The organism is Serratia grimesii NBRC 13537, from assembly GCF_001590905.1.
In the GTDB taxonomy this organism is placed as follows: domain Bacteria; phylum Pseudomonadota; class Gammaproteobacteria; order Enterobacterales; family Enterobacteriaceae; genus Serratia; species Serratia grimesii.
In genome coordinates this window covers 25,369-51,261 of record NZ_BCTT01000010.1, presented here as the reverse complement: position 1 = coordinate 51,261, position 25,893 = coordinate 25,369, and the positions used below count along the sequence as shown (strand labels likewise).

General features: G+C 51.3%; 27 protein-coding genes. 11 read left to right on the top strand and 16 right to left on the bottom strand.

Annotated features, from left to right (window positions below; all coding sequences use genetic code 11):
- Positions 1-113 precede the first annotated feature (113 nt).
- Positions 114-1,490, bottom strand: a complete 1,377-nt coding sequence (locus tag SGR01S_RS12050; protein WP_061807549.1) for an MATE family efflux transporter — start codon at positions 1,488-1,490, stop codon at positions 114-116.
- A 241-nt stretch (positions 1,491-1,731) separates the two neighbouring features.
- Between SGR01S_RS12050 and SGR01S_RS12045 the strand changes: the two genes are divergently transcribed.
- Together SGR01S_RS12045 and SGR01S_RS12040 are read left to right on the top strand one after the other, a co-directional pair.
- Complete coding sequence (locus tag SGR01S_RS12045; protein WP_037418675.1) at positions 1,732-2,382, top strand: riboflavin synthase; 651 nt, start codon at positions 1,732-1,734, stop codon at positions 2,380-2,382.
- A 29-nt stretch (positions 2,383-2,411) separates the two neighbouring features.
- Positions 2,412-2,708: an I78 family peptidase inhibitor gene (locus SGR01S_RS12040; protein ID WP_061807548.1), complete on the top strand. Its 297-nt coding sequence runs from the start codon at positions 2,412-2,414 to the stop codon at positions 2,706-2,708.
- Between the two features lie 68 nt (positions 2,709-2,776).
- Here the strand turns inward: SGR01S_RS12040 and cfa are convergent, their stop codons facing one another.
- Both cfa and punC read right to left on the bottom strand, forming a co-directional pair.
- Positions 2,777-3,928: a cyclopropane fatty acyl phospholipid synthase gene (gene cfa / locus SGR01S_RS12035; protein ID WP_037418678.1), complete on the bottom strand. Its 1,152-nt coding sequence runs from the start codon at positions 3,926-3,928 to the stop codon at positions 2,777-2,779.
- Positions 3,929-4,268: 340 nt separating this feature from the next.
- Entirely contained in the window at positions 4,269-5,477 is a 1,209-nt protein-coding gene (gene punC, locus SGR01S_RS12030) for a purine nucleoside transporter PunC (protein ID WP_037418682.1), read from the bottom strand.
- A 123-nt stretch (positions 5,478-5,600) separates the two neighbouring features.
- On the opposite strand from punC, the gene punR reads away from it, so the two are divergent.
- Positions 5,601-6,545 (top strand): DNA-binding transcriptional activator PunR, encoded by a 945-nt coding sequence (punR, locus tag SGR01S_RS12025; RefSeq protein WP_037418873.1) that lies wholly within the window; start codon positions 5,601-5,603, stop codon positions 6,543-6,545.
- Here the strand turns inward: punR and purR are convergent.
- The gene (gene purR / locus SGR01S_RS12020; RefSeq protein WP_037418687.1) at positions 6,542-7,567 is read right to left on the bottom strand and encodes an HTH-type transcriptional repressor PurR; all 1,026 of its coding nucleotides are present in this window, start codon (positions 7,565-7,567) and stop codon (positions 6,542-6,544) included. The genes punR and purR overlap by 4 nt on opposite strands.
- A 323-nt stretch (positions 7,568-7,890) precedes the next feature.
- On the opposite strand from purR, the gene cydH reads away from it, so the two are divergent.
- On the top strand, positions 7,891-7,980 hold the full coding sequence (gene cydH / locus SGR01S_RS24195; protein ID WP_004943739.1) for a cytochrome bd-I oxidase subunit CydH: 90 nt from the start codon (positions 7,891-7,893) through the stop codon (positions 7,978-7,980).
- A gap of 53 nt (positions 7,981-8,033) precedes the next feature.
- On the opposite strand, the gene sodB is transcribed toward cydH, so the two are convergent.
- Both sodB and SGR01S_RS12010 read right to left on the bottom strand, forming a co-directional pair.
- Positions 8,034-8,612 (bottom strand): superoxide dismutase [Fe], encoded by a 579-nt coding sequence (sodB, locus tag SGR01S_RS12015; protein WP_061807547.1) that lies wholly within the window; start codon positions 8,610-8,612, stop codon positions 8,034-8,036.
- Between the two features lie 196 nt (positions 8,613-8,808).
- Complete coding sequence (locus SGR01S_RS12010) at positions 8,809-9,630, bottom strand: C40 family peptidase (protein ID WP_037418692.1); 822 nt, start codon at positions 9,628-9,630, stop codon at positions 8,809-8,811.
- A 414-nt stretch (positions 9,631-10,044) separates the two neighbouring features.
- On the opposite strand from SGR01S_RS12010, the gene SGR01S_RS12005 reads away from it, so the two are divergent.
- On the top strand, positions 10,045-10,392 hold the full coding sequence (locus SGR01S_RS12005) for a Grx4 family monothiol glutaredoxin (protein ID WP_061807546.1): 348 nt from the start codon (positions 10,045-10,047) through the stop codon (positions 10,390-10,392).
- A gap of 151 nt (positions 10,393-10,543) precedes the next feature.
- Here the strand turns inward: SGR01S_RS12005 and rnt are convergent, their stop codons facing one another.
- Together rnt and gloA are read right to left on the bottom strand one after the other, a co-directional pair.
- The gene (rnt, locus tag SGR01S_RS12000) at positions 10,544-11,233 is read right to left on the bottom strand and encodes a ribonuclease T (protein ID WP_037418878.1); all 690 of its coding nucleotides are present in this window, start codon (positions 11,231-11,233) and stop codon (positions 10,544-10,546) included.
- 82 nt (positions 11,234-11,315) lie between these two features.
- Positions 11,316-11,723 carry a lactoylglutathione lyase gene (gene gloA, locus SGR01S_RS11995; RefSeq protein WP_037418695.1) on the bottom strand — a complete coding sequence of 136 codons (408 nt, stop codon included), beginning with the start codon at positions 11,721-11,723 and terminating at the stop codon, positions 11,316-11,318.
- A gap of 338 nt (positions 11,724-12,061) precedes the next feature.
- Between gloA and idi the strand changes: the two genes are divergently transcribed.
- Positions 12,062-12,601 carry an isopentenyl-diphosphate Delta-isomerase gene (gene idi / locus SGR01S_RS11990; protein ID WP_037418698.1) on the top strand — a complete coding sequence of 180 codons (540 nt, stop codon included), beginning with the start codon at positions 12,062-12,064 and terminating at the stop codon, positions 12,599-12,601.
- A gap of 115 nt (positions 12,602-12,716) precedes the next feature.
- On the opposite strand, the gene SGR01S_RS11985 is transcribed toward idi, so the two are convergent.
- The 4 genes from SGR01S_RS11985 to SGR01S_RS11970 form a co-directional block, all read right to left on the bottom strand.
- A complete protein-coding gene (locus tag SGR01S_RS11985) occupies positions 12,717-13,823 on the bottom strand; it encodes an alkene reductase (protein ID WP_037418701.1) in 1,107 nt (368 codons plus the stop codon).
- An 89-nt stretch (positions 13,824-13,912) separates the two neighbouring features.
- Positions 13,913-14,533 carry a TetR/AcrR family transcriptional regulator gene (locus tag SGR01S_RS11980; protein ID WP_037418704.1) on the bottom strand — a complete coding sequence of 207 codons (621 nt, stop codon included), beginning with the start codon at positions 14,531-14,533 and terminating at the stop codon, positions 13,913-13,915.
- A 103-nt stretch (positions 14,534-14,636) separates the two neighbouring features.
- On the bottom strand, positions 14,637-16,274 hold the full coding sequence (eptA, locus tag SGR01S_RS11975; protein WP_037418706.1) for a phosphoethanolamine transferase EptA: 1,638 nt from the start codon (positions 16,272-16,274) through the stop codon (positions 14,637-14,639).
- Positions 16,275-16,420: 146 nt separating this feature from the next.
- The gene (locus tag SGR01S_RS11970) at positions 16,421-17,062 is read right to left on the bottom strand and encodes an NAD(P)-dependent oxidoreductase (protein WP_037418709.1); all 642 of its coding nucleotides are present in this window, start codon (positions 17,060-17,062) and stop codon (positions 16,421-16,423) included.
- Positions 17,063-17,203: 141 nt separating this feature from the next.
- On the opposite strand from SGR01S_RS11970, the gene SGR01S_RS11965 reads away from it, so the two are divergent.
- The 3 genes from SGR01S_RS11965 (at position 17,204) to SGR01S_RS11955 (ending at position 19,390) form a co-directional block, all read left to right on the top strand.
- Complete coding sequence (locus SGR01S_RS11965) at positions 17,204-18,133, top strand: LysR substrate-binding domain-containing protein (RefSeq protein WP_061807545.1); 930 nt, start codon at positions 17,204-17,206, stop codon at positions 18,131-18,133.
- Between the two features lie 21 nt (positions 18,134-18,154).
- Positions 18,155-18,394, top strand: a complete 240-nt coding sequence (locus tag SGR01S_RS11960) for a DUF1289 domain-containing protein (protein ID WP_037418715.1) — start codon at positions 18,155-18,157, stop codon at positions 18,392-18,394.
- Positions 18,395-18,493: 99 nt separating this feature from the next.
- Complete coding sequence (locus SGR01S_RS11955) at positions 18,494-19,390, top strand: aldo/keto reductase (RefSeq protein WP_037418719.1); 897 nt, start codon at positions 18,494-18,496, stop codon at positions 19,388-19,390.
- A 39-nt stretch (positions 19,391-19,429) separates the two neighbouring features.
- Here SGR01S_RS11955 and SGR01S_RS11950 read toward each other — a convergent pair whose 3' ends face one another.
- Positions 19,430-21,277, bottom strand: coding sequence for a polyurethane esterase (locus tag SGR01S_RS11950; RefSeq protein ID WP_061807544.1), 1,848 nt, complete (start codon positions 21,275-21,277; stop codon positions 19,430-19,432).
- 240 nt (positions 21,278-21,517) lie between these two features.
- Between SGR01S_RS11950 and sodC the strand changes: the two genes are divergently transcribed.
- On the top strand, positions 21,518-22,042 hold the full coding sequence (gene sodC / locus SGR01S_RS11945) for a superoxide dismutase family protein (protein ID WP_037418725.1): 525 nt from the start codon (positions 21,518-21,520) through the stop codon (positions 22,040-22,042).
- Positions 22,043-22,048: 6 nt separating this feature from the next.
- Here sodC and SGR01S_RS11940 read toward each other — a convergent pair whose 3' ends face one another.
- From SGR01S_RS11940 to SGR01S_RS23730, 3 genes are read right to left on the bottom strand one after another with little or no spacing between them, the layout of a single operon-like run.
- Positions 22,049-24,082 carry an FUSC family protein gene (locus SGR01S_RS11940; protein ID WP_061807543.1) on the bottom strand — a complete coding sequence of 678 codons (2,034 nt, stop codon included), beginning with the start codon at positions 24,080-24,082 and terminating at the stop codon, positions 22,049-22,051.
- A 9-nt stretch (positions 24,083-24,091) separates the two neighbouring features.
- The gene (locus SGR01S_RS11935; protein ID WP_037418730.1) at positions 24,092-24,949 is read right to left on the bottom strand and encodes an efflux RND transporter periplasmic adaptor subunit; all 858 of its coding nucleotides are present in this window, start codon (positions 24,947-24,949) and stop codon (positions 24,092-24,094) included.
- Positions 24,950-24,952: 3 nt separating this feature from the next.
- Positions 24,953-25,189, bottom strand: a complete 237-nt coding sequence (locus tag SGR01S_RS23730) for a DUF1656 domain-containing protein (protein WP_073963435.1) — start codon at positions 25,187-25,189, stop codon at positions 24,953-24,955.
- 180 nt (positions 25,190-25,369) lie between these two features.
- Here SGR01S_RS23730 and slyA point away from each other — a divergent pair, with 180 nt between their 5' ends.
- On the top strand, positions 25,370-25,804 hold the full coding sequence (gene slyA, locus SGR01S_RS11930) for a transcriptional regulator SlyA (protein WP_037418732.1): 435 nt from the start codon (positions 25,370-25,372) through the stop codon (positions 25,802-25,804).
- The last annotated feature ends 89 nt before the right edge of the window (positions 25,805-25,893 follow it).

Here is a 25,893-nt window from a genome sequence, read left to right as displayed (position 1 = left end):
ATTTTATCCGGTATTTCACGCGATTGCTGCGCTTGTGTGCAGTGCGGTGGTTTTTTCTGCAAACTCTGGCCATGAAGCCGTCGGCCGGTTTAGCGACCGGCCGACGGTGATGTTTAGCGAGTCGAGCGTTGCAAGATGAGTGCGGCCGGTTGTCTTTGCAGCCAGCGCATACGCAAGGCCATCATAATGGCGGCAAAGGTGAGGCCAATGATAAACCCAATCCAGAATCCGCTTGGTCCCATTGCCGGTACAACGATATCGGTTAGCGCCAACAGATAACCACTCGGCAGACCCAGCACCCAATAAGCGATAAAGGTGATGAAGAAGATCGAACGGGTATCTTTATAACCGCGCAGAATACCGCTGCCAATCACCTGTATGGAGTCGGAGATCTGATAAATTGCCGCCAACAGCATCAGGTGTGACGCCATGGCCACAACGGCTGGGCTGTCGTTGTACAGCAAGGCAATGTGTTCGCGGAAGGTGGCGGTAAACAGCGCGGTACAGCAGGCCATCAAGATACCGACGCCGATCGACGCATAGGCGGCAATGCGTGCGCCTTCAACCGATCCTTCACCCAATCGATAACCAACGCGAATAGTGGCACTGACGCCCAGTGACAGCGGCAAAACGAACATCAGGGCGCTGAAGTTCAGTGCAATCTGGTGCCCTGCGACGGAAACAATGCCGAGCGGTGACACCAACAGGGCAACAATCGCGAACAGCGTGACTTCAAAGAACAGAGCCAACGCAACCGGCAGACCAATGCCGAACAAGCGTTTTATCGCTGGCCAGTCTGGTCGTTTGTTACTGCCTTCGTGCGGTACTATATCGCGCTGCGACGGTGCTCGTCGGACGTACCACCGCATCGCCAGGAACATAAACCAGTAGACGCTTGCCGTTGCCACACCGCAACCGACGCCACCCAGTTCCGGCATACCGAACTTACCGTAGATGAAGATATAGTTGATCGGGATGTTGACCAACAAACCGAGAAAGCCAATGACCATACCAGGTTTAGTTTTTGACAGCCCCTCACATTGGCCACGTAGGACCTGGAAGAACAGATAGCCTGGCGCCCCCCACATGATGGCGTGCAGATAACCTACGGCTTTGTCTGCCAGCTGTGGATCAATGTTGTGCATCATGTCGATAACAAACTTGCTGTTATACAACACAGTAATCACCAGCACAGAGACGGCTCCAGCCAGCCAGAAACCTTGACGAACTTGATGGGCGATACGATCGCGTCGACCTGCACCATTAAGTTGTGCAATTACTGGTGTCAGTGCGAGCAACAAGCCGTGGCCGAAGAGAATGGCCGGCAACCAGATAGAGGTACCGACGGCGACGGCGGCCATATCTGTGGCGCTGTAAGCACCGGCCATGATGGTATCGACTACGCCCATTGCGGTTTGCGATATTTGCGCGATGATTACCGGGATTGCGAGGGCCAATAAGCTACGCGCTTCAATTAAGTACTTCTGCACGCATACACCTTTTCTATTTATTTATGATGAAGGGAAGGGTCGTCGCGAAAGGACAACAATTAAAAATAGCGGAATTTTGTCAAAAATATTGTACCCGCTCGGCGTCGTTAAGCAAATGCCGCGATGAAATAGTTATTAAATGCGCAGGCGCAGATTTTTTGTCGCCTCGGGTTTGGTTTTCCTCGCCAACTGGGGCAAACTGCCTCAAGCGCTTTAAACATTGTAGAAAGAAGAGGCCCACATGTTCACCGGTATCGTACAAGGCACCGCGCCGCTGGTCGCCATTGATGAAAAATCCAACTTCCGCACTCACGTTATCGATATGCCTACTGAACTGCTGCCAGGGCTAGAACTCGGGGCATCGGTGGCGCATAACGGCTGCTGCCTGACCGTCACTGCGGTGGAAGGCAACCGCGTCAGCTTTGATCTGATCAAAGAAACGCTGCGTTTGACTAACCTCGGTGATCTGGTGTTGGGGGATGTTGTCAACATTGAGCGGGCAGCCAAATTTAATGATGAAATTGGCGGTCACCTGATGTCCGGCCATATTATCTGCACGGCGGAGGTGGCCAAGATTTATACCTCTGAGAATAATCGCCAGGTGTGGCTGCGGATGCCAGACGCCGAATTGATGAAATACGTTCTGCATAAAGGCTTCATTGGCATCGATGGTATTAGTCTGACCATAGGTGAAGTCGTGAATAATCGTTTTTGCGTACATCTGATCCCGGAAACGCTGGAACGTACCACGCTGGGTAAAAAACGCCTGGGTGATAAGGTGAATATTGAGATCGACCCGCAAACACAGGCGGTGGTGGACACCGTTGAGCGTGTTTTAGCGAGCCGTGAAGCGGCGATGGCGGCGGCGAGCGCGCTGTCGCAGAAGATCTGACGGACGACAAACCAGAGAGGAGCAAACGCGTGAAGTTTTATGGGAAAACGTTGATGTTAACGGCGCTGTTGGCGCTGAGTGCTTGTAGCAGTTCGCCTGAACAGGGCGCAGCCAACCCGGCAGTGGACGCAGATAATGATACCTGCGGTGCGGCACAGTATCAGAGCTATGTCGGTAAACCGCTGTCAGCGCTCGAAGGTGTGCAGATTGACTCACAGGTGCGCGCTATTCCGTATAACTCAGCAGTAACGATGGACTTTAATCTGCGCCGTCTGAACTTCTTGGGTGACAGTGATGATAAAATCATCCGCGTTTATTGCGGCTGATCCTTATTAGGTCATCGATGTATGAAAAGAACCCCGGCTGATTTACCGGGGTTTTTTATTGCGCAGTGTTATCGCGGAACGCGGATACCACCTTCAACGCCTTTCGGGCTGAATACCACCTGCCACAGTTGAATATCCCGCGCGCGAAATGCGCCGGCACAGGCGTTCAGATAATAACTGAACATGCGCTCGAAGCGATCGGAATAACGTTGTGCGAGTTCTGGCCACGCTTGTTTGAATCGCTCGTACCATGCCATCAGCGTGCGATCATAATCAGCGCCAATATTATGCCAGTCCTCCATCACAAAATGCCCTTCGCTGGCTTGGGCGATATGGGTAACGGAAGGCAAACAGCCATTCGGGAAGATATATTTGTTGATCCACGGGTCAACATTCATATCTGTCCGATTCGAACCGATGGTGTGTAGCAGGAATAAGCCGCCCGGTTTTAAATTACGCTCAACAACATTGAAGTAGGTGCGGTAATTTTTGGGGCCGACGTGCTCAAACATGCCGACTGAAACGATACGGTCAAACTGTAGGTGCAAATCGCGATAATCTTGCAGCAGAATTTCGACGTCCAGCCCGGCACAGCGCTCTTGCGCCAGCTTTTGCTGCTCGGCAGAAATGGTTACGCCCACCACGGACACGCCGAAGTTTTTTGCTGCATAGGCGGAAAGCCCACCCCAACCGCAGCCGATATCCAGCAAACGCATACCCGGTTGTAGCTGCAGTTTTTCGCAAATCATCCGCAGCTTGGCATCTTGCGCCTCTTCCAGCGTAGTTGCCTCTTTCCAGTAGGCGCAGGAATACTGCATATAAGGATCGAGCATCTGCGTAAACAGGTCGTTCCCCAGATCGTAATGCTCTTTACCGACAATCCAGGCGCGTTTTTTCGATTGCAAATTGGTTAATCGCGCAGCGGCAATTCGGAGAGTATCTTTTAGATGGCGGGGGAGTTTCTTTTCCAGACCGGCGCGGACAACATGTTGAAAGAATATATCCAGCCGTTCACATTCCCACCAACCGTCCATATAGCTTTCGCCAAGGCCGAGAGAACCCTCCTGTAGAACGCGTTTAAAAAAATCGGGGTTTTTAACCTGAATATCGAAAGGGCGTGAGCCGTTTATTTCAATACCGGCCATGCTGAGCATTTCATGAGCGATACGGTACCATTGGTTGTCCTGGATGCTCACATCTTCTATACACGATGAACTCATAGCTTCTCCATCACCTTCTTCTGACTTATGACCCGCCAAAAAATAGCTTAGACAAATTCTGCGGGTGCATACGTTTACCTACGGTAAAAAGTCCCGTGGCGTCTGATATCCGACTATGAACAGAGGAAAATTTTAAGAAGGTTCCAGCGCAAGAAACGCGGGAAAGACAATCCTTAAAAAAGTGTGACGCCATGCGCGTACACAACAGCAATTTGTGATAAAGAAATTATAAAAGTGTTATTTTAAAAGGTCGTTTTGAGTATAGGCTTGCCGAGGCGCTTACTCAACTGTAAATCGCACTCGGCAAAAATATTCTTTAAGTGATTATTAATAATGACAATTATGACGCAGAGTTAGCATGTTCCTGTCGCGTTGTCTGACTGTCATCCACCACTTTACCGCGTTGCAGCATATAGCCCATTCCAGCCAATACTACCGTCGACACCATCACCGTGACTGTTGCCAGCAGGGGTTGGGCAATAAATGCCGAAACCAGCATACTGGCGACAAAACACAGGCCCAACTGCAAGGTGTTTTGCAGGGCTGCGGCTTTACCTGTGCCTTCTGGGAATGGTGTTAGCGCATTCGCCACAACGATTGGGTAGGTGGCTCCGTTGACCAATGCCATCACGCAGAACGGAATCAACAATGTGGTCAGTGTCGGCTCAGTCAGCGTGGCAACCAAGTACAGAGACACCATACTCACACCATAAGCTACCAGCAGCCACGGCAGTAACGTGTTGCCATTAATGCGATTTAATGCGGTACGGCAGCCATAACCCCCTAATAAGAAGGCAAGGGTCTGCGGTACATAACTCAGGCCAATATCATTTGGGCTGTACCCCATATCACCAAGAATAAACGGTGAACCGGTCAGCCAGGCAAAAAATCCGGCCGAACAGGCGGCAAAGATGGTGACGTTCCCGCTAAAGGCCGGTGATTTCAACAGTTGCAGGAAGGTCAGGCTGCTTTTCTTTTCGGTGGTGGGTGCCGCCTTGGCGCTTTCTTTCAATAGCAGGGTAGGCAGCAGCAGTATAACGGTGATGCCCAGCAGCACGGCGAAAATAGCGCGCCAACCCATATGGTTTAACAGCCACGCCCCGACCAGCGGTGCCAGTGCGGGTGAAAGCGCCACCAGTGGCATAATGGTGGCGAAAACACGGTTTGCCTTACCTTCACGGTAACGGTCAATGACGAGCGCTTGCCAGGTGACCGCGGCGGAACAAACCCCAATGGCCTGGATAAAACGCAGCGACCAGAGCTGAACGGCATTCTCTACCCACAACATGCCCAGGCAACCCAGAGCAAACAGGGCCAGACCAATCAATAGTACGGGCTTGCGGCCAAGGTGATCGGAAAGCGGGCCCCAGAGTAATTGTGCAAAGGCAAAGCCGGCCAGGAAGATACTCAAGCTGGCGCTGATCGCCCCGGCAGAAATTTGCAGGTCTTGCTGCATCACACCAAAAGCGGGCAAGTACATGTCGGTAGCCAGGTAACCCAGCATACTCAGGCCGGCAAGATAGAACATAAAACCAAAGGAATTTCGCATGGTATTTCTCGTTAATATTTTATTGTCGCAGGTTTTTAGCGCCGGCAAGTGTATCCGGCTGGATCTCTGCTTGTGAAACGGTAATATTTGCAAAGTGCTGTTAAAAAAATTGAAGGCAAAACCATGTGGTCTGAATATTCTCTGGATGTAGTGGATGCTGTTGCCCGAACCGGTAGCTTTAGCGCAGCGGCGCAGGAATTGCATCGGGTACCCTCAGCGGTAAGTTACACCGTGCGGCAACTTGAGCAATGGCTGGCGGTACCGTTGTTTGAGCGCCGTCATCGTGATGTGGAGCTGACGCCTGCGGGTGTGCTATTTATTCAGGAAGCGCGTGGTGTCATCAAAAAAATGCTCGACACTCGTCGGCAGTGTCAGCAGGTAGCCAACGGCTGGCGTGGTCAGTTGAAGATTGCCGTAGATATTATCGTCAAGCCACAGCGTTGCCGTCAGTTGGTGTTGGATTTTTATCGGCATTTTCCTGACGTTGAATTATTGGTTCAGCCAGAAGTGTTTAATGGTGTGTGGGATGCATTGGTGGATGGCCGTGCTGACATGGCGATAGGTGCGACGCGGGCCGTGCCGGTCGGTGGTGGGTTTGCCTTTCGCGATATGGGCGACATGCGTTGGTTATGCGTCGCCAGCCCCCAGCACCCGCTGGCCGCTTTAGAGGGGTTACTGAACGATGACCAGCTCCGGCCTTTCCCGTCACTGTGTCTGGAAGATACCTCACGTAATCTCCCCAAGCGGGTCACCTGGACACTGGATAACCAGCGGCGGTTGGTAGTGCCGGACTGGGCGTCGGCGGTGGATTGCCTGTGCGCCGGATTGTGTGTGGGGATGATGCCCGCACATCAGGTCTTGCCGTTAGTAGAACGTGGGGAACTGGTAGCGCTACAGTTGCAGCAGCCGTTTCCTGCCAGCCCCTGTTGCCTGACATGGCAGCAAAATACGCCATCACCGGCGATGGCCTGGCTATTGGACTATTTAGGCGACAGCGAAACGTTGAATCAGGAATGGTTAAGTGAAGTGACGCCGGAAACCGCAGTGGCTTCCGGCGTGAATGACTAACGGCGGTAATCGATAAACGGACCGTCAGCAACCGAACGGCGTTCAACCAACTTAGGATGAACCTCGATCACCTGTGACTCTTCACGCTTGCTGATGATACGGTCCAACAACATGGTGAATGCCATCTCACCCAAGCGCTCTTTAGGTTGATGAATCGTGGTCAGCGCCGGGGTGAAATAGCGCGCATTGCGCACGTTATCATAGCCAATGACCGAGATATCTTGCGGCACGCGTAGCCCAAGCTCATCGGCGGCACAGATAGCCCCCATTGCCATGATATCGCCGCCACAGAATACCGCGGTTGGACGCTGCTTCTGCGACAGTATCTGGTGCATGGCCTTGTAGCCGGATTCTGGCTCAAAGTCACCCTGGACGACCCACTCGTCGCGCACGTCGATATTGGCTTCTTCCATGGCTTTTAAGAAGCCCTGATGGCGTCCGCCCCCAGTGTTACGCGCCAGTTGGCCGGGAATGGCACCGATATCGCGGTGTCCGCGCTCGATCAGATAACGTCCAGCCAGATAGCCACCTTCGAAGGCATTATCAATGATGGTATCAGTAAAATCACCGCGTGCTGCGCCCCAGTCCATCACGACCATCGGGATGTTGCGATAATCTTCCAACATGCCGAGCAATTGGTCTGGATATTCTGAACACATCACCAACAAGCCATCGACGCGCTTTTGCGCCAGCATCGCCAGATAGGCGCGCTGTTTGTCCAAATTGTTGTGCGAGTTACACAGAATCAGCGTATAGCCTTTGCTGTAGCAACTGTTTTCTACCGCTTCGATCACTTCAGCAAAGTAGGGCGCTTCACTAGAGGTTGCCAGCAGACCAATCGATTTGGTGTGATTGACCTTCAGACTGCGCGCCACAGCGCTGGGTGAATAATGCAGCTCTTTAATCGCGGCACCCACGGCCGCTTTTGTCTCTTCGGCGACGAAACGAGTCTTATTGATGACGTGCGAAACGGTGGTGGTGGAAACGCCAGCGCGTTTGGCCACATCTTTAATCGTTGCCATGTAAAGAATGACTCCTGAACTCACATGTTGCAGTATGTAAGTGTGATGTTAATCGTTTGCCTGCGTAGATCCTTCTCCAAAGAAGCGAAAACTGAGTTTTTAGTGTGTTGAAGTCGTCAGCGCTTGGTCAGGAGGGGCATTTTGCCGGTACACAGTTGTGAACTGCGAATTTTGTCCCATATTGAGCAAAAGGGGAAGAGGTAATCGGTATTATAAACCGGGAAATGATAACAAGATTTTATTGGCCAACTGTGTGAAAATGGTTTGACGCATTAATTGTGTGCCTTTTATCCTTGGGAAAACCAATCTGAAAAGGAGTTGTAATGGATACCGATCTGAAAATGTCACTGTTCACCACTGTCTGTGCGCTGGCCGTGATTATTGCTTTTAGCTTCACCGCAGCATTGAACTGATCCCCGAAGTAAAAACAGGCGCAGCTTCGTGCGCCTGTTTGTCTCAACCCGCGTTATGCCAGGTTTTTCTCCACAAATGCCCAGTTAACCAATGCCCAGAAATTCTCCAGGTAGGTCGGGCGTGCGTTGCGGTAATCGATATAGTAGGCGTGTTCCCACACGTCGACGGTCAGTAACGGTTTGTCTTCACCGGTCAGCGGCGTACCAGCGTTCGACGTATTAACAATGGCCAGCGTGCCGTCAGCCTTTTTCACCAGCCAGGTCCAGCCGGCGCCAAAGTTTTTGATTGCAGCCTCGCTAAATTGCTCTTTGAAGACGGCGAAAGAACCAAACGCCTGATTGATAGCGGTAGCCAATGCGCCCTGAGGCTCACCACCGCCCTGTGGCGATAAGCAGTGCCAATAGAAGGTGTGGTTCCATACCTGAGCGGCATTGTTGAAAATGCCGCCACTGGACGCCTTGATAATCGCTTCCAGAGATAACCCGTCAAACTCGCTACCTTTCAGTAAATTGTTCAGATTGACCACATAGGCGTTGTAATGCTTGCCATAGTGGTATTCCAGTGTTTCTGCTGAGATGTGGGGTTCGAGAGCGTTTTTCTCATACGGTAATGCAGGTAGTTCAAACGACATTGCTTCCTCCTTATACAGGATCCATCCGGTACTCAATTACCTGGGTAACAGGTTGGCCTGTTTTTATTGTGGGTATTTAGCTTAGCAATTTTCGCGATAAAAATCAGTGATGAGTCTGAGAAAGGTGCAGGTACGGCAGTAAGCGCTGGAGAATTAAACCGAAGAGAGCGGCTGGTAAAGCCAGCCGCAGAACGAATTATCGAATGGTTTTCGGTGTCACAACACGGCGTGCGCCAATGTAATGGTTTTGCCAGTAGTCGTTGTCGAGCTGGCTGATACGAATTTCTTCACCGGTACGCGGGGACTGAATAAATTTGCCGTTGCCCAGATAAACCCCTACATGGTCGGCTACGCCGCGATTGTTAATGCGGAAGAACACCAGGTCACCACTTTCCAATTCATTTTTCTTGATCGGTGCGGCGTCGCGCAGGTGATACATTTCGTTAGCGGTGCGTGGCATTTTGATTTTTACCACGTCTTTATAGGCGTAATAAATCAGACCGCTGCAGTCAAAACCGGTTCTTGGTGAAGTACCGCCCCAGCGGTAAGGTTTGCCCATTTGGTCCATCAGCTTGGCCATCGCGGTTTGCTTGGCGTGCTGGTAGCGTTTCTTGTGTGCTGGGGTGAGCTTCAGCGGTTTTTCATCACGTGCCAATTTAGCGGTTGCCATACCGGCTTCACGATGACGACCATAGCCTTTTTTGTAACCCTTTTTCGGCGGGGTCACTTTGATTTTGGCGATTTGTTGAGTTTTGTGTTTCGATTTGGCGCTGACGATCTTTTTAGCGGCTTTTTCTGTTTTGGCTTTGGGAACCTTGGCTGTTTTTTGCGGGGTGGTGACTTTTACTTTTTTGCTGCTAGCCTTAACCGCTTTCTTTTTCTTACGGTCATCTGGCCGGGCTTCGTTTACGTGGCTCTTGCGCTGCTCAGCGGCAATACGCGCCTGTGGCGCTGCGTGCGCCAAATTGAAGAATAGCTGTGTAAACAACAGCACAAAAAGCGTAAGAATTAAACGCATGTCGACGTTACCAACCTTGGCCCCGGAACAGATATCGAAAGAATGACAGTATTCCCGAATTTCGCCATATAAAACAGCGAAGAACTCATAAATGATAATCCATATTGTGAGAAAACGTTAATGGCATTTTTTTTGCCGAAAAATCAAACCGTTAATGTATAAAAAACCAACAGAGAACGCGTGGGGAATAATTAAACGACGTGTTTTGGTGAAAAAATATATTAGTGAAATGGCCAGATTAAAAATGTTATTCTGTCCATATGTTTTGGCCGGAAAGGCCTTGCCGGTGATACGCGACTGACAATGGGGAATGCCCTTGCAAAAGATGGCGTTTTCTTGTGACGGTTTCAGCCGCTACAATAGCCCGTGTGATGCATGTTGTAGCCATGAGATTTGGCTTGAGGAAGCAATATAATGACGACGACGATTGAAAAAATTCAGCACCAGATCGCTGAGAACCCAATTTTGCTGTACATGAAAGGTTCACCGAAATTGCCAAACTGTGGTTTCTCCGCACAAGCCGTGCAGGCATTGTCTGCCTGTGGCGAGCGTTTTGCCTACGTTGACATTTTGCAGAACCCGGATATTCGTTCCGAGTTACCGAAGTATGCCAACTGGCCGACGTTCCCACAGCTGTGGGTCGACGGTGAGCTGGTCGGTGGCTGTGATATCATCATGGAAATGTATCAGCGCGGCGAACTGCAGCAGCTGATCAAAGAAACGGCAGAGAAGTACAAACAGCAGGAAGACCAGCAGCCATAACAGGCTTGGTTTTATTGTTGGACGAGATCGGGCGGTGCCAGCTAATACTGGGCCGCCCGATTTTTTTCTCTAAACGCGTCGTTTTTCTGCTGCTGTGTACAACGTTCTTGCAACAGCAGAGAACGTTGCCCGCCAGGCCGTGATATGTAATTTAGATATCTTCGTCGGTATTGGTGGCCGCTAGAGGCCAGCCACCAAGGCGCTTCCAGCGGTTAACCAGCTCACAGAACAACTGAGCAGTTTGCTCTGTGTCATATAATGCTGAGTGCGCTTGGGCGCTATCGAATGGAATGTTGGCGGCAATACAGGCTTTAGCCAGCACGGTTTGCCCGAGTACCAGTCCGCTCAATGCTGCAGTGTCAAAGGTGGCGAACGGATGGAAAGGGTTGCGTTTCAGGCTGGCGCGTTCCGCCGCGGCCATCAGAAAGCTGTGATCAAAATTGGCGTTGTGCGCCACAATAATCGCTCGGTTACAGCCCCGGTCCTTAATACCTTTGCGCACGGCTTTGAAAATAGCGTGCAGCGCATCGTGCTCGCTGACGGCACCACGCAACGGGTTGCTGGGATCGATGCCATTAAAGGCCAGCGCTTCTGGTTGCAGATTCGCGCCTTCAAAAGGTTCCACGTGGAAGTGCAGGGTTTCGTCCTGCTGCAACCAGCCGTTCTCGTCCATTTTTAACGTCACAGCGGCAATTTCCAACAGTGCGTCAGTTTTGGCATTAAATCCGGCGGTTTCTATATCTATGACTACGGGGTAAAACCCACGAAAACGGCCACTCAGGGCGTTAAGATCACTTTTTTCGGCCATCAGTTTCTTATCTTCATCGAATGCAGCGCGCATTATGGCAAATTTTGCGCCCGGTTGCAGGCGGTTATCACGCGGATAAAAACAAGGGCGCAAAAAGCGCCCTTGTTGATCGATCTCAGTGGCCGAGACCATGGCCTGCGTGTTTATTCTCGATCAGCTCAATCTTGTAACCATCTGGGTCTTCAACAAAGGCGATGACCGTGGTGCCACCTTTGACAGGGCCGGCTTCGCGGGTGACTTTGCCGCCGGCTTTACGGATGCTGTCACAAGTCGCAGCTACATCGTCAACACCCAGTGCCAGATGACCGAACGCGGTGCCCATTTCGTAGCTGTCGGTGCCCCAGTTATAGGTCAGCTCAATCACCGCTCCTTCGCTTTCATCGGTATAGCCCACAAACGCCAACGAGTATTTGTATTCAGGGTTCTCGCTGGTACGCAGCAAGCGCATGCCTAATACCTTGGTATAGAAGTCGATGGAGCGTTGTAAATCACCGACGCGGATCATGGTATGGAGTAAGCGCATAATTCCTCTGATTGGATGTGCCGTTGCCAACGGCGGATGGATTGAAGCGAAATCCAGTATAGCGTTGCCGCATAAAGGATTTCAATGTACGCCACGGTAGGGCGCACAATGCGTCTATAGTGACATTGTCACTTATCATGAGGGTAAGGAGATAAACGCACACTTTGTCGCCGAAAGGATCCTGAAAATCGCTACTATAAGCATTGTGAAGCGCCGTGCGGCCTGACAGCGAAATAAAGCCTGGGTTGGACTGGGTTAGTGCATTAATTAGGATCTTGTTTATATGGTTGTTTATTTTTCCAGTGCTGATTTACTCCCCTTGCGGGAGGAGCCAACAAATGGATGAAATGCTGATACTGGTTGATGCCGAGGACAACGCCATTGGTTCGCAAACCAAAATGCTGGTGCATCAGCAGGGTTTACTGCACCGGGCATTTTCAATATTTATATTTGATAGCCAAGGGCGTTTGCTGCTGCAGCAGCGGGCTTTCAGTAAATATCACTCGGCTGGTTTATGGACCAACAGTTGCTGCGGTCACCCACGATGGGGAGAGCAAACGGTAGCAGCAGCGCAGCGTCGGCTGCATGAAGAAATGGGCTTCAGCAGTGAATTGCAGCAGGTAGCCAGTTTTACTTATCGTGCTGAGGTTCCGGGCGATTTAATTGAGCACGAATTCGATCATATTTACGTGGGGCTGTTTAACGGCGAGCCGCAGGGGCATCCTGCGGAAGCGAATAGTTGGTTGTGGGTTGACCTTCAGCAATTGACGGATGAGATGCAACGTAATCCAGGTGAATTTACCGTTTGGTTTAGAACAATAATGGAAAATGTCGATGCCAGTGAAATAGCACGCTGGGCAGCGCGGGTGGCCCGTTAAATTCATCTCTGAAGATTGCTCTACCTATGCTCACCAACACGGTCAGTTCAGCAAGGCGCGCATTCATCGATATAAAAATGGGCCACAGTCATGTGGCCCATTTATTTTATGCGTCTTATTTTTCAGATAAGAAAGGGTAGTCGGTATAACCCTCAGCACCACCGCCGTAGAAGGTAGCAGGTTGCGGTTCGTTCAGTGCCGCATTTTGTTTGAGACGCTCAACCAAATCAGGGTTGGCAATATAGCTGCGTCCAAAGGCTACCGCATCGATAAAGCCTTTAGTGATCAGCTCTTCTGCTTTTTCAGCAGTGTAAGCACCCGCGCCGACAATCACCCCTTTAAAGTGGGCACGTACCGAGTCGCGGAATGCATCGGAATAAGGTTTACCACCAGCCCAGTCCGGTTCGGAAATGTGCAGGAAAGCAATGTTACGTTTGTTCAGTTCTTCAACCAGGTACAGCGCTGCGTCTTCCTGATCTTCACCGTTATCCAGGCCGTTAAACGGCCCCAGTGGTGAAATACGGATACCGACATGTTCTGAACCCCACTCAGCAATGCTCGCATCAACCACTTCTAAGGTCAGGCGAGTGCGGTTTTCAATGCTACCACCGTATTGATCTGTACGCTGGTTAGATGCTGGAGCCATAAACTGGTGCAGCAAGTAGCCGTGCGCGGCGTGCAGTTCGATAAAGTCGAAACCGGCTTCACGTGCGTTGGCGGTTGCCTGGCGGAAATCGTTAATGATGCCTGGGATTTCTTCGGTTTCCAGCGCGCGTGGAGTAGAGGTTGGGACACGCACCCAGGCACCTGTTTCGTCACGTACGGTGGTGCGGGTTTCTGCATTGATCGCAGACGGGGCAACTGGGGCTTGCTGGCCCGGTTGCAGGCTGTTATGGGAAATACGGCCCACGTGCCACAGCTGAACGGCGATATGGCCGTTTTTGTCGTGTACGGCCTGGGTGATCTTTTTCCACGCGGCGATTTGTTCTGGAGTATGCAGCCCTGGTGCACCGGCATAGCCTTTCGCCTGGAAAGAGATCTGGGTTGCTTCAGTGACGATCAAACCCGCACTGGCACGTTGGGCATAATACTCTCCCATTAGAGGGGTAGGGATATCGCCTGGTTCAATGCTGCGCAGACGCGTCAATGGGGCCATAAACACGCGGTTCGGCAGAGTTACAGCGCCAACCTTCAATGGGGAGAACAACTTTTCAATCTTCATAGCACATCCTATATTAATAGACCGGTCGACTAGTAACGAGCGTAGAATTGCCCAACAGGGTAATCCTTGGTAAATCCATTGTTGTTTGTTTAGGGTTGCGCTGGGCGCAACAATAACTCAATACTTTCCAGCGCGCTGGTCAGCGGGGCTAACGAGCGGCGGATTTTGGCGCGCAGTGAAGCGCCAAGCCACAGTGAATACAACGTTTCTGCCGTTGCTGCCGGGCTCATGGCAATTGACAGTGAGCCCTCACGAATACCACGTTCAATGGCGTCCTGCAGATGGCCAATCACCCGGGCTGTGCCCGTTTCCAACGCATGGCGCATAGGCTCTGACAAATCGCTCACCTCAGCGGATAGCTTTACCGCAAGACAGGCGTTATGGCATTCGCTGCGACAATGGTAGCTAATCGCCTGGGCGTAATAACTCAGCAACTGGTGGCGAGCATCCGTTTTATCATCGGCGAACAGCTGCTGCATTGCTGCATCATAGTGTTCGAAATAACGCTGTAGCATTGCTTCACCAAAGACTTCCTTCGAGCGGAAGTAATGATAAAACGAGCCTTTCGGCACACCCGCCGTTGTCAGTAGTTCACTCAATCCCATGCCGGTAAAACCGAGGCGCAGGCTGAGCGTCTCGCCAGTAGCGAGCAAATGTTCACGGGTATCTGTGGGGCAATGCGCATGTTTAGTCATAATGGATGCTAGCATAATAGACCGATCAGTCTAGGTCAATAACAATAAAAAAACCGGCGTAAAAACGCCGGTGACGATGAAGGGTATTTTGCCCGAGCGGGGCGCAGAAGTTAAGCCTTTATGCTCCAGTGCGGCAGCGTTGCAGGATATCCAACTGTGGCTGGTATTCACGCGTTTGTACGTTCAGCATGCCAATCATGGTGTGGAACAGGTTATCTTGTGAGACGTCATCTTTCTCAGCCAGGGTGCTCAGGCACTGACGGTCAACCTTGAAGTTGCGCTCATAGTCAGCGGACATCCACATCAGGAAGGGAACATGGGTCTGCTGGCTTGGGGCGAAGACATAAGGCGTACCGTGCAGATACATGCCATTTTCACCCAGTGATTCACCGTGGTCAGAGAGATACACCAGCGCCGTGTTGAACTTGTCGCTGTGTTTTTGCAGAAGTTTGATGGTGTCGTCCAACATGGCATCGGTATACAGCAGGGAATTGTCATAAGTATTCACCAACTGCTCATGCGTACAATCCTGGATCTGATTACTGTCGCAGGTTGGCGAGAATTTCTGGAACTCTGGCGTACTGCGGCGGTAATAAGCTGGCCCGTGGCTGCCCATCTGATGCAACACAATCACGCCATCGTCTTTCAGGCCGTTGATATAGTCGTTCAGTTTGTACAACAACACATTATCCATGCAGACGTCACCGTCACAATCCTGCGGTAGTTTCATCTTGGTCATGTCGACATGTGGCACGCGATCGCAGGCTCCTTTGCAACCCCCATCGTTTTCACGCCACAGTACGTTAACACCGGCATGTGCCAGTACATCAAGCATGCCTTCCTGATGCGTCGCCAGAGTCGCATCGTAATCCCTGCGCGGCATGTTGGAGAACATGCAAGGCACGGAAATCGCGGTTTCAGTCCCACAAGAGCTGGCGTTTTTAAAGTACACCACGTTGTCCTGCTTGAGACGTGGGTTGGTTTCACGGTCATAGCCGCCGAGTGAGAAGTTTTCAGCTCGCGCAGTTTCTCCCACGACCAGAATCACCAGCGTTTTCTTTTGCTGGCTAGCGATCAACGACCCTTTACGTGCATCTTCACCGATTTTCACCAGTGGGAGATTCCGAGTGAAATAACGTTGCTGAGTAAATTTGATGGTGCCGGAAACGAAGTTCGACGGCGTCAGCATTTTCACCACGCTTTTGTTATTACGGATCAACGACGCGTAATCTTTATAAAACAGCGCGGCGATAATCAGGATCACCACCACGGAAAGCATCACATTGGCGGCGCGTAACCCAACCATGTACCACCATGGGCGCGTTTGACGGATATGAGTAAAGCAGACAAGGATCGCAGGCAGAATGCCCAGCAGAGCCAACCATAACCCCATGCGAGGCGTTAACAGCGCAGTGGCTTCCTGCGGGTTGGTCTCGAAGGCGTTCTGCATCATATTGCCATCGATCACCACGCCATAGCTGTACATAAAGTAGTTCGCGGCGGCACTGCCGAGCAGGAAAAAGATTATCAGCGGTTTACGCAGGAACGGCACCGTCAGCACGCTGAAAATAATATTCAGCGCACAGAAAATCACGACCGGCATGGTAGCGGCGAAAATAACGCTGTGGACGTTATCGAAGGTGATATACGACCAGGCTTTATGAAGGAATAACGCGTTTTGGAACAGAGTGAAGAACAAGGCGCAGGTGAGGATAAAACCTAAGCTGTTGCACTGTAAGCGTTGACGTAACCACATTGCCAAATCTAAATCCTGATATTGAGTAATGCGCTGAAATTTACAGGATGAAACTTAAGAAAACCTTAGAGATTCAGAAAGGTGGCGAGGTTGTTTACTTTTGGTTTAGGTAGGGAGATGCCAGACCCTGAGGTCTGGCGATGCGATTAATAAGCGGCGGTAAACTGTGCTTTGATAAACTGCGGTTTTTCGATCTCATCGATAATGGCTACAGACAGATCTTCAACCGAGATGCCGGCGGGTGCCTGGCCGTTCATCAATAATTTAGTGGTGCCAAGACGGAACTGGCCGGTGCGTTTGCCGGGCTCCAGTAATGCTGCTGGGGACAGGTAGGTCCAGTCGAGTGACGATTCATTACGCAGTTTGTTACGTAAGTCACGCACGGCCAGTGCACCTGGGCGGATATTGTCCGGAAACTCTGGGGTATCGACCAACTCAAGACCAGGTGCAACTTCCAGGCTGCCGGCCCCGCCAACCACCAACAGACGTTTGACACCGGATTTTTTCACTGCGTCCAGGATCTGCTGCGCACCTTTGCTGGTTTTGTCGTACAGGTTGTCTTCAGCCCAACCCGGGTTATAGGCGCTGATCACTGCATCTTGACCGGCTAACTGTTTCGCCAGCCATTCGGTGTCGGCCACATCGCCCAAGGCAACGGTCAGGTTGGCATTGTCCGGTAAGTCTTTTTGCTGACGGGCAATGGCGGTGACGTGCAATCCACGGGCAAGTGCTTCCTCTACCACGCGACGGCCTACAAAACCGGTTGCTCCAATAATGGCTACTTTCATCTGTTTGCTCCTGTCAGGAATACGTTCAGTGCGAAGTGTCAGGCCAGGTTGACCTGAGCAGGTGTATACACTGTAGTACTTAACAATAGCGCTGATTAGTGCCATATTCATGCTTTCTTGATTAAGTAAAACTTCATAATCATGGATAAATTGAATCGAATGGCAGTATTTGCCACTGTGGTGGCGGAGGGGTCGTTGGCTGGCGCAGCGCGGCGACTGGGCATGACGCCGTCGGCGGTCAGCCAGCATATGCGTTCACTGGAAAAAGTGCTTGGCGTACCTTTGTTGCACCGTTCTACGCGACGGTTGGCGCTCACCGAGGCGGGGGCCGCCTTTTATCCTGGCTGTGAGGCCATGCTGTTTCAGGCGCAACAGGCCGAACAACGGTTGGCAGAGCTGCGCGATACGCTGGTGGGAGAGCTGCGTATTGCCACCACCATTGGTATCGGCGGGCGTCCGCTGGCAGAAGCCATGGCACCGCTGTTACAAGCGCATCCCAAGCTGACGTTAAAGGTGCTGGCGGATGACCGAATCATCGATATGATCGAACATCGGATCGATATTGCACTGCGGGTTAATCGTCAACTGGCGGATGCCAATATGATTGCCCATCCATTGGCTGAATGGCCTATGGTACTGTGTGCTGCACCGCGTTATCTCAGTCAGCATGGCGTACCGGAGACACCACAGGATTTGGTGCAACACCGTTGGATCTCCGGTGCTTTCAGCGGAGCGTACTTGGATTTACACCACCAAGGGGGTCAGCAGCTTAAATTGCGTCTGGCGGAAGGGCAGATTGTTAGCGACAGTATGAACGTGATGCGCGCCTTTACTCGCAGCGGTCTGGGGATCTCGATTCAACCACTCTATGAAATTGAGGATGAACTGCAACGCGGCGAACTGATACAGCTGATGCCAGAGTGGCGACCTGCACCGTTACGGTTGCATGCGATGACGTTGGAGCGGGCAATGCCGGAGAAAACACGCCAGGCGCTGCGGTATCTACGCGATTATTTTCACCGTCATGCCGAAAAGTCACTTGCCAGCAGCAGCGATGGCGTCTTCAATTAGCTTAAGAACGCAGGAGGACGTGTGCCGCAGCAGCTTGAGTTTTTTGACATTCCCAGCCCGTGCCGTGGTATTTGCCAGGCCGATGAACGCGGTTTTTGCCGTGGTTGCCTGCGCAGCCGCGAGGAACGCTTTGGCTGGATGCAAATGAGCGATGCGCAAAAGCGTGACGTGCTGCGCTTGTGCCACCAGCGCTTCCTGCGCATGAAGCGTGCCAATAAACAGCCTGATGATCCGCAACCCGAACAACCGTCATTGTTCTGACGCATTCCTGATCTGCCGCACGTAAGCGCGGCTTTCCGCTTCCCACTGCGTTATCTGCTTGTGTATGCTGGCTTTAAACAATGTCATGAGGTTTCAATAATGGTAAACCGTATTCAACTTGCGCCGCAGGGGCCTGAATTTTCTCGCATGATTTGCGGATATTGGCGTTTGATGGAGTGGGGCATGTCACCGCAACAGTTGCTGGCTTTCATTGAGCAACATATCGAACTGGGGGTGACGACTGCCGATCACGCTGACATCTATGGTGGCTATGCGTGTGAACAAGCCTTTGGTGAAGCGATGCGCCTTAAGCCTTCGTTGCGTCAATCGATGGAGCTGGTGTCAAAATGCGGTATCGCGACCACTGCTAAACCGGGCAATCCCATTGGACACTACATTACTGAGCGTGAACATATCGTTGGCAGCGCGGAGCAGTCATTGGCGAATCTGCACACCGATTATCTTGACCTGTTACTGATCCACCGCCCAGACCCACTGATGGATGCTGATGAAGTGGCTGAGGCCTTTGTGGCGTTGCACAAAAGCGGCAAAGTCCGCCACTTCGGGGTTTCCAACTTCACACCAGCACAATTTACATTGCTGCAATCACGTTTACCTTTCTCGCTGGTAACCAATCAACTTGAAATTTCGCCGATCCACCAGCCAAGTATTCTTGATGGAACGTTGGATCAGTGCCAGCAGCTGCGAATCAAACCCATGGCGTGGTCTTGTCTGGGGGGCGGCCGTCTCTTCAATGATGCTGAGTTCCAGCCACTGCGTGACGAATTGCAGACTGTTGCGCAGGAAATTGGTGCAGATACGATTGAACAGGTAGTTTACGCTTGGGTTATGCGCTTGCCGTCTGCACCGTTACCGATCATCGGCTCCGGCAAGATTGAACGCGTGCGTTCGGCGTTGAAGGCGCAAGCGTTGACGATCAATCGCCAGCAGTGGTTCCGCATTCGTAAAGCGGCACTGGGCTACGACGTCCCATAATCGTTGGCAAGAAAATGGGCAGCAAGGCTGCCCATATTTTTACGCCAAAACGACCTGTCCGTCCGACAAGCTGTTCAACCCAAGCCCGACGAGCGTGACTGTATTGCCGCCAAAGTTAAACACCAGATTGTCGTTCACTTCGGAAACAAAATCGCGGTAATCACCGCCCGAACTGCTGCCTGGTGTCCCCATAAAGACCAGTTTGTCTTGCGCCTGATAGCCATAAATCTGATCTTGGCCAAAGTTGCCACTGAACAAGAAGGTGTTGTTGCCACCCTGACTGTGCATGATGTCATTGCCAGCGCCCCCGACAAACACGTCATTGCCTTTGCCGCCGAACAGTTGGTCATCCCCATCAAGACCGAATAACCAAGAGCCTGTGTCTTTCGCAGTCAGGATGTCATTGGTTGCGTCCCCTTTTTCCGAGCTGGCATAAGCAGTCAGCCCTTTATCGGAGAGCAACCCGTTGTCGGTGACCTGATGAGCAACGTCTTTGGTGAAAATTAGCAGGGATGACTCCGTGCTTTTCAGCGTATTAATCGATGTTGCCAGAGTGATATCGCCGTTAGTGTCGCGTAAGTAGAGGGTATTACCGTCGTAGGTAACTTCAGTCTTTTTTAAGGCGTGTTGCAGATCCAGCGTGTTATTGCCTTCTCCGCCGGAAATGATGTTAAAGCCGCCACTGTCGCGGAATGTGTCATTGCCGGCGCGGCCTTCAAGATAATCATTGCCTGCACCGCCCTTGATTAAATCATTGCCGTCACTGCCAACAATAAATGTCGGACCGCTGTGTTTTTCCGCGTTGCGGTTGAGATCCTCTACCCAGGTATTGCCACGCGTGACGTCGGAGAGGTTAGAGACGATCACTGTCGAATCTTTACTGGTCAGAGAATAAAACTCGGAGTTCAGCACCCGCATTAACCCATCCTGATAAAAGAATGGCAGATGAGATAGCCAGGTTGGAACATTCAGAATGGAGAAGGGCAGGATATTCCAGGCTGCAGAGGCGTAGTGATCGTTAAAGTTAACGATATTATTGGTGGCAGATTCTTGTGGTGCATCGTGTACACCTAACGTGGATGGTGTGAGCGTTGACCCGTCGAGCGCGCGAAATACAGGGTCGTTTTCGTAACCGATGTTAATCACTTTGCCGCCCGTCTCGTATTGCGTCGGGGAGGCAAAGGCCACATAGCTCGATTGTGAATAGAAACCGCCCCAATTGCTGTCGCTGAGCGCCGCCATGCTGTTCACTGCCAATCCGCCAAGACTATGGCCGCTGATCGTCACATCATCACCGTTAAGACCGTGCGCCTGGGCAAATTTGGCCACATCGGCCAATAGGGTGCCAAAGGCTTTCAGGGTGTAGTTGTCCGCGTAACCCTTTGGTCCGAAACCGGCCAGCACGTCATTGATCAAGTCACCAATAGTATCGGTGATTAACGATTCTCGCGGGCCACTGGTGCCACGAAAAGCAATGCCAATACCGGTGAGATGACCTGCGTCGTCATATTTTCCCAGCACCTCGGCTTGGGCTGTGGTATAGCCCAGCGTCTCTCCATAATAGGTACCTCGGGAATCTGTCTTTCCCTGGTAACCTAATTGATCAGCGCCAATCAAAGACCAACCGGCGTTATTTACCGCTGCCAGTGCTGCCTTTTCCGAATCAGGATTCCACGGAATACCGGGCAACCCGCCCTGTGATTGTGTGCTGCCAATCAACGCTGTCACCAGCGTTAACGGCAAGCCCAATCCAAAACCGGTAGTGTGGTAGCCTTCGTCAAAACCATTATCGATATTGTGATAGGCATAGGTAGAAATCGCCATGGCATCGGTAAATAACACTTTGGATTTCGCCTCATCGAGGCCTTGATAATTAAAGATTCCCATATCAGTTCCTTATGAATTTGCTGCATTGCCGGGTTAATCTTTGAATAGCCTTTGCAGCGAGTGCAGATAAGCAGAGTGTATCCAACGACATCTGGTCAGAGGACCGACATCGGTAGAATTATTATTAGTATGAATTATTAATAATGCGAATTTGATGGTCGAAATTGTGCCTATTTTGAGTGGTGGCGTCACACATTCCCCTATACTGAATACTCACAGCTATTCAAAGGAGATTGATTAATGAAACATTATTGGTATGCGGCCTTCGGCCTAATGGCCTGCGGAGTCGCTCAGGCGGCGACGGTAGATGTTGACATGAATCTGGTGACCGGGCAGGGAATTGGCCAGGAGATTGGTAAAGTGACAATCAGTGAAACGCCTTACGGCCTGATGTTTACACCGCAACTAAAAGCGTTGCCGCCTGGCGTGCATGGTTTCCATGTACATGAAAATGGCAGTTGTGAGCCAGGCATGAAAGAGGGCAAGGCGGTTGCTGCGCTGGCAGCGGGCGGGCACTTTGACCCACAAAAAACCGGCAAGCACCTTGGCCCCTATGCCGACGGTCATTTGGGCGACCTGCCGGCTATTTACGTGACGGACGACGGTATGGCTACATATCCGGTGTTAGCGCCACGGCTGAAAAAAATCAGCGAAATAACCGGCAAGGCATTGATGGTGCATGCGGGTGGCGATAATAATGCCGACCATCCGAAACCTCTGGGCGGCGGCGGGGAACGCTTCGCCTGCGGTGTCATTAAATCATAATGTCGGTTAATGGGCGGCGGGCACCGCGGTTGCCGTGTCTGTTGGGGTAATCGCCTGTTGTAACTGTTGCAATGAGCAGTACAGCCGCCAAATGAGTCCGGCAAGATCGCGTGCCGCCTGATCCGGGTGGTGCGCTAGTGCGTTGCTCATGCGTAGCAACTCCTGCAACGTCGCATCCAGCGAGCTGTGCTGCACACCTTTCTCCGTCATAATGCCTCGCAAGCAGTGAATGCAGACGTCACGCACCGCTGAAAGCGGATCGGATCGAGTCTGCCAGTCACGTAATTGCCAGACAATATGGCTGCAGTTGAGTAACACGACACCCCAGCGTAATAACCAACTACGCGCTTCTTGATCCTGACTTTGATTCAATTGGCTGATGCGGTGATAAATCAGCGATTCAAACTGACTTTCGCTCTGCTGTGGTTTCTTACTCAATTGATCGATAAAGTCGCGCCGCAGGGCACGGATAATTCGCCGGCTTTTGCGTTTGTCCGAACTGGGCCGCAAGATCTGGAATGCCAGACCAGCCAGCAGTACACCAACAATCTTACCGATACTGTCATTAATAAAAGACTGATAATCGTAGCTTGGTGGGTTGGTGACGGAAAGGAAAGAGCCCATAAACACGATCAGTTGGCCCCATAATGCCGCGTAGGATGGATGTTGCAGCTTGAACATCTGCATGGTCACCAATACCGGAAACAGAAACGCGCAGAACAGCCAAAAATCATCAATCTGAATCATCAAACCGAACTTCACTACAAAACAGGCGATCGACAGCAGTAGCACGGCTTTTAACAGCGTCGTGATGCTGTTGATGGGAGAGGGTGTGGAGGAATACAGTACACAGCTGATAGCGATCAGTGTCAGGGCTGAGCTACCCGCGTCCCATTGGGTGTTAATCCAATAGGCGCAGCCGAGGACGATAGATAAGAAGGTGCGCAGGCCGTTATAGGCGGCCTCGTAGCTATCGGTATGACGTGCCAGCGAGGTCACACGCGGGGGTTGGATATCGCTGACAGGTGTTGCACTCTCGAGCCGCAGTAACCAACGGCTACAGTTCAGGTATAACCAACAGAAATGCCGCAGGCGTAGCCAAAAGGCGCGATGGCGGTAATCAGCCTGATCCTGTGGGACGATCTGCTGCAAGATGCGTGCAAGGCGGTATTTGTCGGTGTCGGGATTACGGAGTTCGGTCAGCAATTGTTCTAAAACAGCCGCCAGATTCGCCGGGCGATCCGGCCAGTTCAGCAGCATACGGCGCAGGCTGGAGATGACGCTGGTAATGCGTAATTGCTGATGCAACATGTAATTGAGCAGGTTATTTTGCCGACGCAACCGGTAGTGACTCCAGAAGGCCTGAATACGCAACAGATTCATGGTCAGAATCTGGCCGATCACCCCTTCATGCGATGTGCGCATTTGCAGGGTGATTTCCGGCTGCCACAACAATGCGGCATGTTCCAGCAAGCGTAAATGCATGCGCCTTAACGAGGTCAACAGTGCTTCACCGTCCGAGGTGCTGGGTAAGATCATCATCATCAAACCGCCACACAGAATACCGGTGATCACTTCACAAACGCGCGCTTGCGCGATATCGAAGATTTGCTGGGTATCCGTCACGTTAACCGTGCTGAATGCAATGATAGCGGCGGTGTAGCCCGCGAGAGCAAAGGCGTAAGAGACGTTGTTCTGATAATGGTTGGAAATGTACGTGCACTGCCCGATCCACGCCGCAATAAACAGGGTGAATAGCCAAGGATCGTTCAGGCAATGCCCGGCGATGGCCACTGACGCTGCGGCGCCCACCAGGCTACCGAAAACGCGCCCAATACTTTTACTTATTACGCCGCCGACAGTGGGAAAACTGACCACCGCCGCCGATGTTAACGCCCAGTAAGGTTCATCAAGATTAAGGACGAATGCCACCCAAAGTGACAGGCACATTGCCAGCGAGTTGCGCAGCGCATAGCGCCATTGACCACCGGTGGCTTTTCCCCAAGGGGTACGGTTCCATTCCAAAAAGGGCAGGTTCACTCGTTAGCCTTACTGATGAATGGAGATGGTACAGGTCGTACCGGCCACTAACGGTAAATCAGCGGGTACGTTCAGCAATTTTATCCGTACCGGTACGCGTTGCGCCAAGCGAACCCATGGCACGTTGGGTTTTACGTCCATTAATAAATCACTGCTGCTTTCAACACTCTGATCGTAAATAGCGCGGCCAATACTCTCCACCTCGCCTTGAAGTGGTATGTTGCCATTATATAAAACGATATCCGCTTTATTGCCTTCTTTTATATGTTTTAGCTTGGTTTCCTCAAAATAACCGAGCACATAAAACGAGTGCACATCGACCAGTGCGACCAACGGAGTGCCCACGCTGGCATAGTTTCCAACCCGAGTTTGTAAATTGGTGATATAGCCATCGGTAGGAGCATAAATTTTAGTTTTACTTAAATTCCATTTAGCCTGTTCCAGATTAGCTTGGGCAGCTTTATATGCGGCTTTCATTGCCTGGGCCGCTAAATTTGACTCGTCCATATCTTCAGCAGAAATAACATTTTTCGGCAGACCGCGGCGTCGAGCCGCCTCATGGTCAGCCTTGGCCATGTCGGATTGCGCTTTTGCCAATGCGGCCTCAGCATTGTCGAGTGCAATCTGGTATGGCACGGGGTCGATCGTAAAAATCAGACTTCCCGCAGGTATGAACTGATTGTCATGAACAGTTATTTTCTCTAATCTTCCAGAAACTTCTGGTGTGATATTGACGAGCTCGGCACGCACCTTTCCATCACGGGTCCACGGGGATTGCATATAATAATTCCAGAGCCACCAACCGGCACAGATGGCAATGGCGCAGACGATTACCGTAGAAAAATATTTTAATGTTTTATGCGTCATGGGTTACCAACTCGCTAAAATCCACAGGGAGCCGCTGACGGCGATGACGAAAATAGACAAGTCCATCAGCATGGGGTGCCAAATTTCACCAGAATAAATCCAGTCTCGCAACAACTGGTGTACCAGCAGCCATAAAACGAGTCCGAGCAAAAAAGCCTTAAATATGGGCGGAAAATAAAGTGAAGCGCCCAGGACCAAATCGGGCAGAGGGGAAGAGGCATGGAGCCATGAAGTATTCACATTAACAATCCCGATGAGTGAATATGCTGAGTATTTGCATAGATAATAAACAATAACTGATCAAAATGGTGGCTATTTCCACAATATACATTATATACATTTGTGTTTTTAATGTGAGTTACTCAAAATAGTCTAAGCTCTGGGAGGGTATGTTAGCATGCTAATTATAAGGAGGGGGAAGTGGAGTCAACATTAGGTTCAGATCTAGCACGATTAGTTCGTGTTTGGCGCGCGCTCATCGATCATCGGCTCAAGCCGTTGGCGCTTACGCAAACACACTGGGTTACTCTGCACAGTATCAATCGTTTGCCGCCGGAGCAGTCACAGATTCAACTGGCCAAGGCGATCGGCATTGAGCAACCATCATTGGTTCGTACGTTGGACCAGCTGGAAGAGAAGGGGCTGATTACTCGCCACACCTGCGCCAACGACCGGCGTGCTAAGCGTATCAAACTGACTGAAGCGGCCGACCCCATTATCAGGGAAGTGGACAGCGTCATCAGCTCTACGCGTGGTGAGATTCTGAGTGGTATTAGCATTGATGAAGTGCAGCTGTTGGTTGGTTTGATTGATAAGCTGGAACAAAACATAACTGAACTGCAAAACAAACAATAAGATATTCTTTCTTTTTTACGATTAGATTTCACAGCATCGGAAATGAAACCGGAGGCCTCAAGCCTCCGGTTTTACTTGATACGCTAAGC

What these genes read in the sequence shown, in the direction of transcription:
- SGR01S_RS12045 (WP_037418675.1), top strand. Translation starts at nt 1,732, where the DNA reads ATGTTCACCGGTATCGTACAAGGCACCGCGCCGCTGGTCGCCATTGAT.
- cfa (WP_037418678.1), bottom strand. Translation starts at nt 3,928, where the DNA reads ATGAGTTCATCGTGTATAGAAGATGTGAGCATCCAGGACAACCAATGG.
- punC (WP_037418682.1), bottom strand. Translation starts at nt 5,477, where the DNA reads ATGCGAAATTCCTTTGGTTTTATGTTCTATCTTGCCGGCCTGAGTATG.
- punR (WP_037418873.1), top strand. Translation starts at nt 5,601, where the DNA reads ATGTGGTCTGAATATTCTCTGGATGTAGTGGATGCTGTTGCCCGAACC.
- purR (WP_037418687.1), bottom strand. Translation starts at nt 7,567, where the DNA reads ATGGCAACGATTAAAGATGTGGCCAAACGCGCTGGCGTTTCCACCACC.
- cydH (WP_004943739.1), top strand. Translation starts at nt 7,891, where the DNA reads ATGGATACCGATCTGAAAATGTCACTGTTCACCACTGTCTGTGCGCTG.
- sodB (WP_061807547.1), bottom strand. Translation starts at nt 8,612, where the DNA reads ATGTCGTTTGAACTACCTGCATTACCGTATGAGAAAAACGCTCTCGAA.
- SGR01S_RS12010 (WP_037418692.1), bottom strand. Translation starts at nt 9,630, where the DNA reads ATGCGTTTAATTCTTACGCTTTTTGTGCTGTTGTTTACACAGCTATTC.
- SGR01S_RS12005 (WP_061807546.1), top strand. Translation starts at nt 10,045, where the DNA reads ATGACGACGACGATTGAAAAAATTCAGCACCAGATCGCTGAGAACCCA.
- rnt (WP_037418878.1), bottom strand. Translation starts at nt 11,233, where the DNA reads ATGCGCGCTGCATTCGATGAAGATAAGAAACTGATGGCCGAAAAAAGT.
- gloA (WP_037418695.1), bottom strand. Translation starts at nt 11,723, where the DNA reads ATGCGCTTACTCCATACCATGATCCGCGTCGGTGATTTACAACGCTCC.
- idi (WP_037418698.1), top strand. Translation starts at nt 12,062, where the DNA reads ATGGATGAAATGCTGATACTGGTTGATGCCGAGGACAACGCCATTGGT.
- SGR01S_RS11985 (WP_037418701.1), bottom strand. Translation starts at nt 13,823, where the DNA reads ATGAAGATTGAAAAGTTGTTCTCCCCATTGAAGGTTGGCGCTGTAACT.
- SGR01S_RS11980 (WP_037418704.1), bottom strand. Translation starts at nt 14,533, where the DNA reads ATGCTAGCATCCATTATGACTAAACATGCGCATTGCCCCACAGATACC.
- eptA (WP_037418706.1), bottom strand. Translation starts at nt 16,274, where the DNA reads ATGTGGTTACGTCAACGCTTACAGTGCAACAGCTTAGGTTTTATCCTC.
- SGR01S_RS11970 (WP_037418709.1), bottom strand. Translation starts at nt 17,062, where the DNA reads ATGAAAGTAGCCATTATTGGAGCAACCGGTTTTGTAGGCCGTCGCGTG.
- SGR01S_RS11965 (WP_061807545.1), top strand. Translation starts at nt 17,204, where the DNA reads ATGGATAAATTGAATCGAATGGCAGTATTTGCCACTGTGGTGGCGGAG.
- SGR01S_RS11955 (WP_037418719.1), top strand. Translation starts at nt 18,494, where the DNA reads ATGGTAAACCGTATTCAACTTGCGCCGCAGGGGCCTGAATTTTCTCGC.
- SGR01S_RS11950 (WP_061807544.1), bottom strand. Translation starts at nt 21,277, where the DNA reads ATGGGAATCTTTAATTATCAAGGCCTCGATGAGGCGAAATCCAAAGTG.
- sodC (WP_037418725.1), top strand. Translation starts at nt 21,518, where the DNA reads ATGAAACATTATTGGTATGCGGCCTTCGGCCTAATGGCCTGCGGAGTC.
- SGR01S_RS11935 (WP_037418730.1), bottom strand. Translation starts at nt 24,949, where the DNA reads ATGACGCATAAAACATTAAAATATTTTTCTACGGTAATCGTCTGCGCC.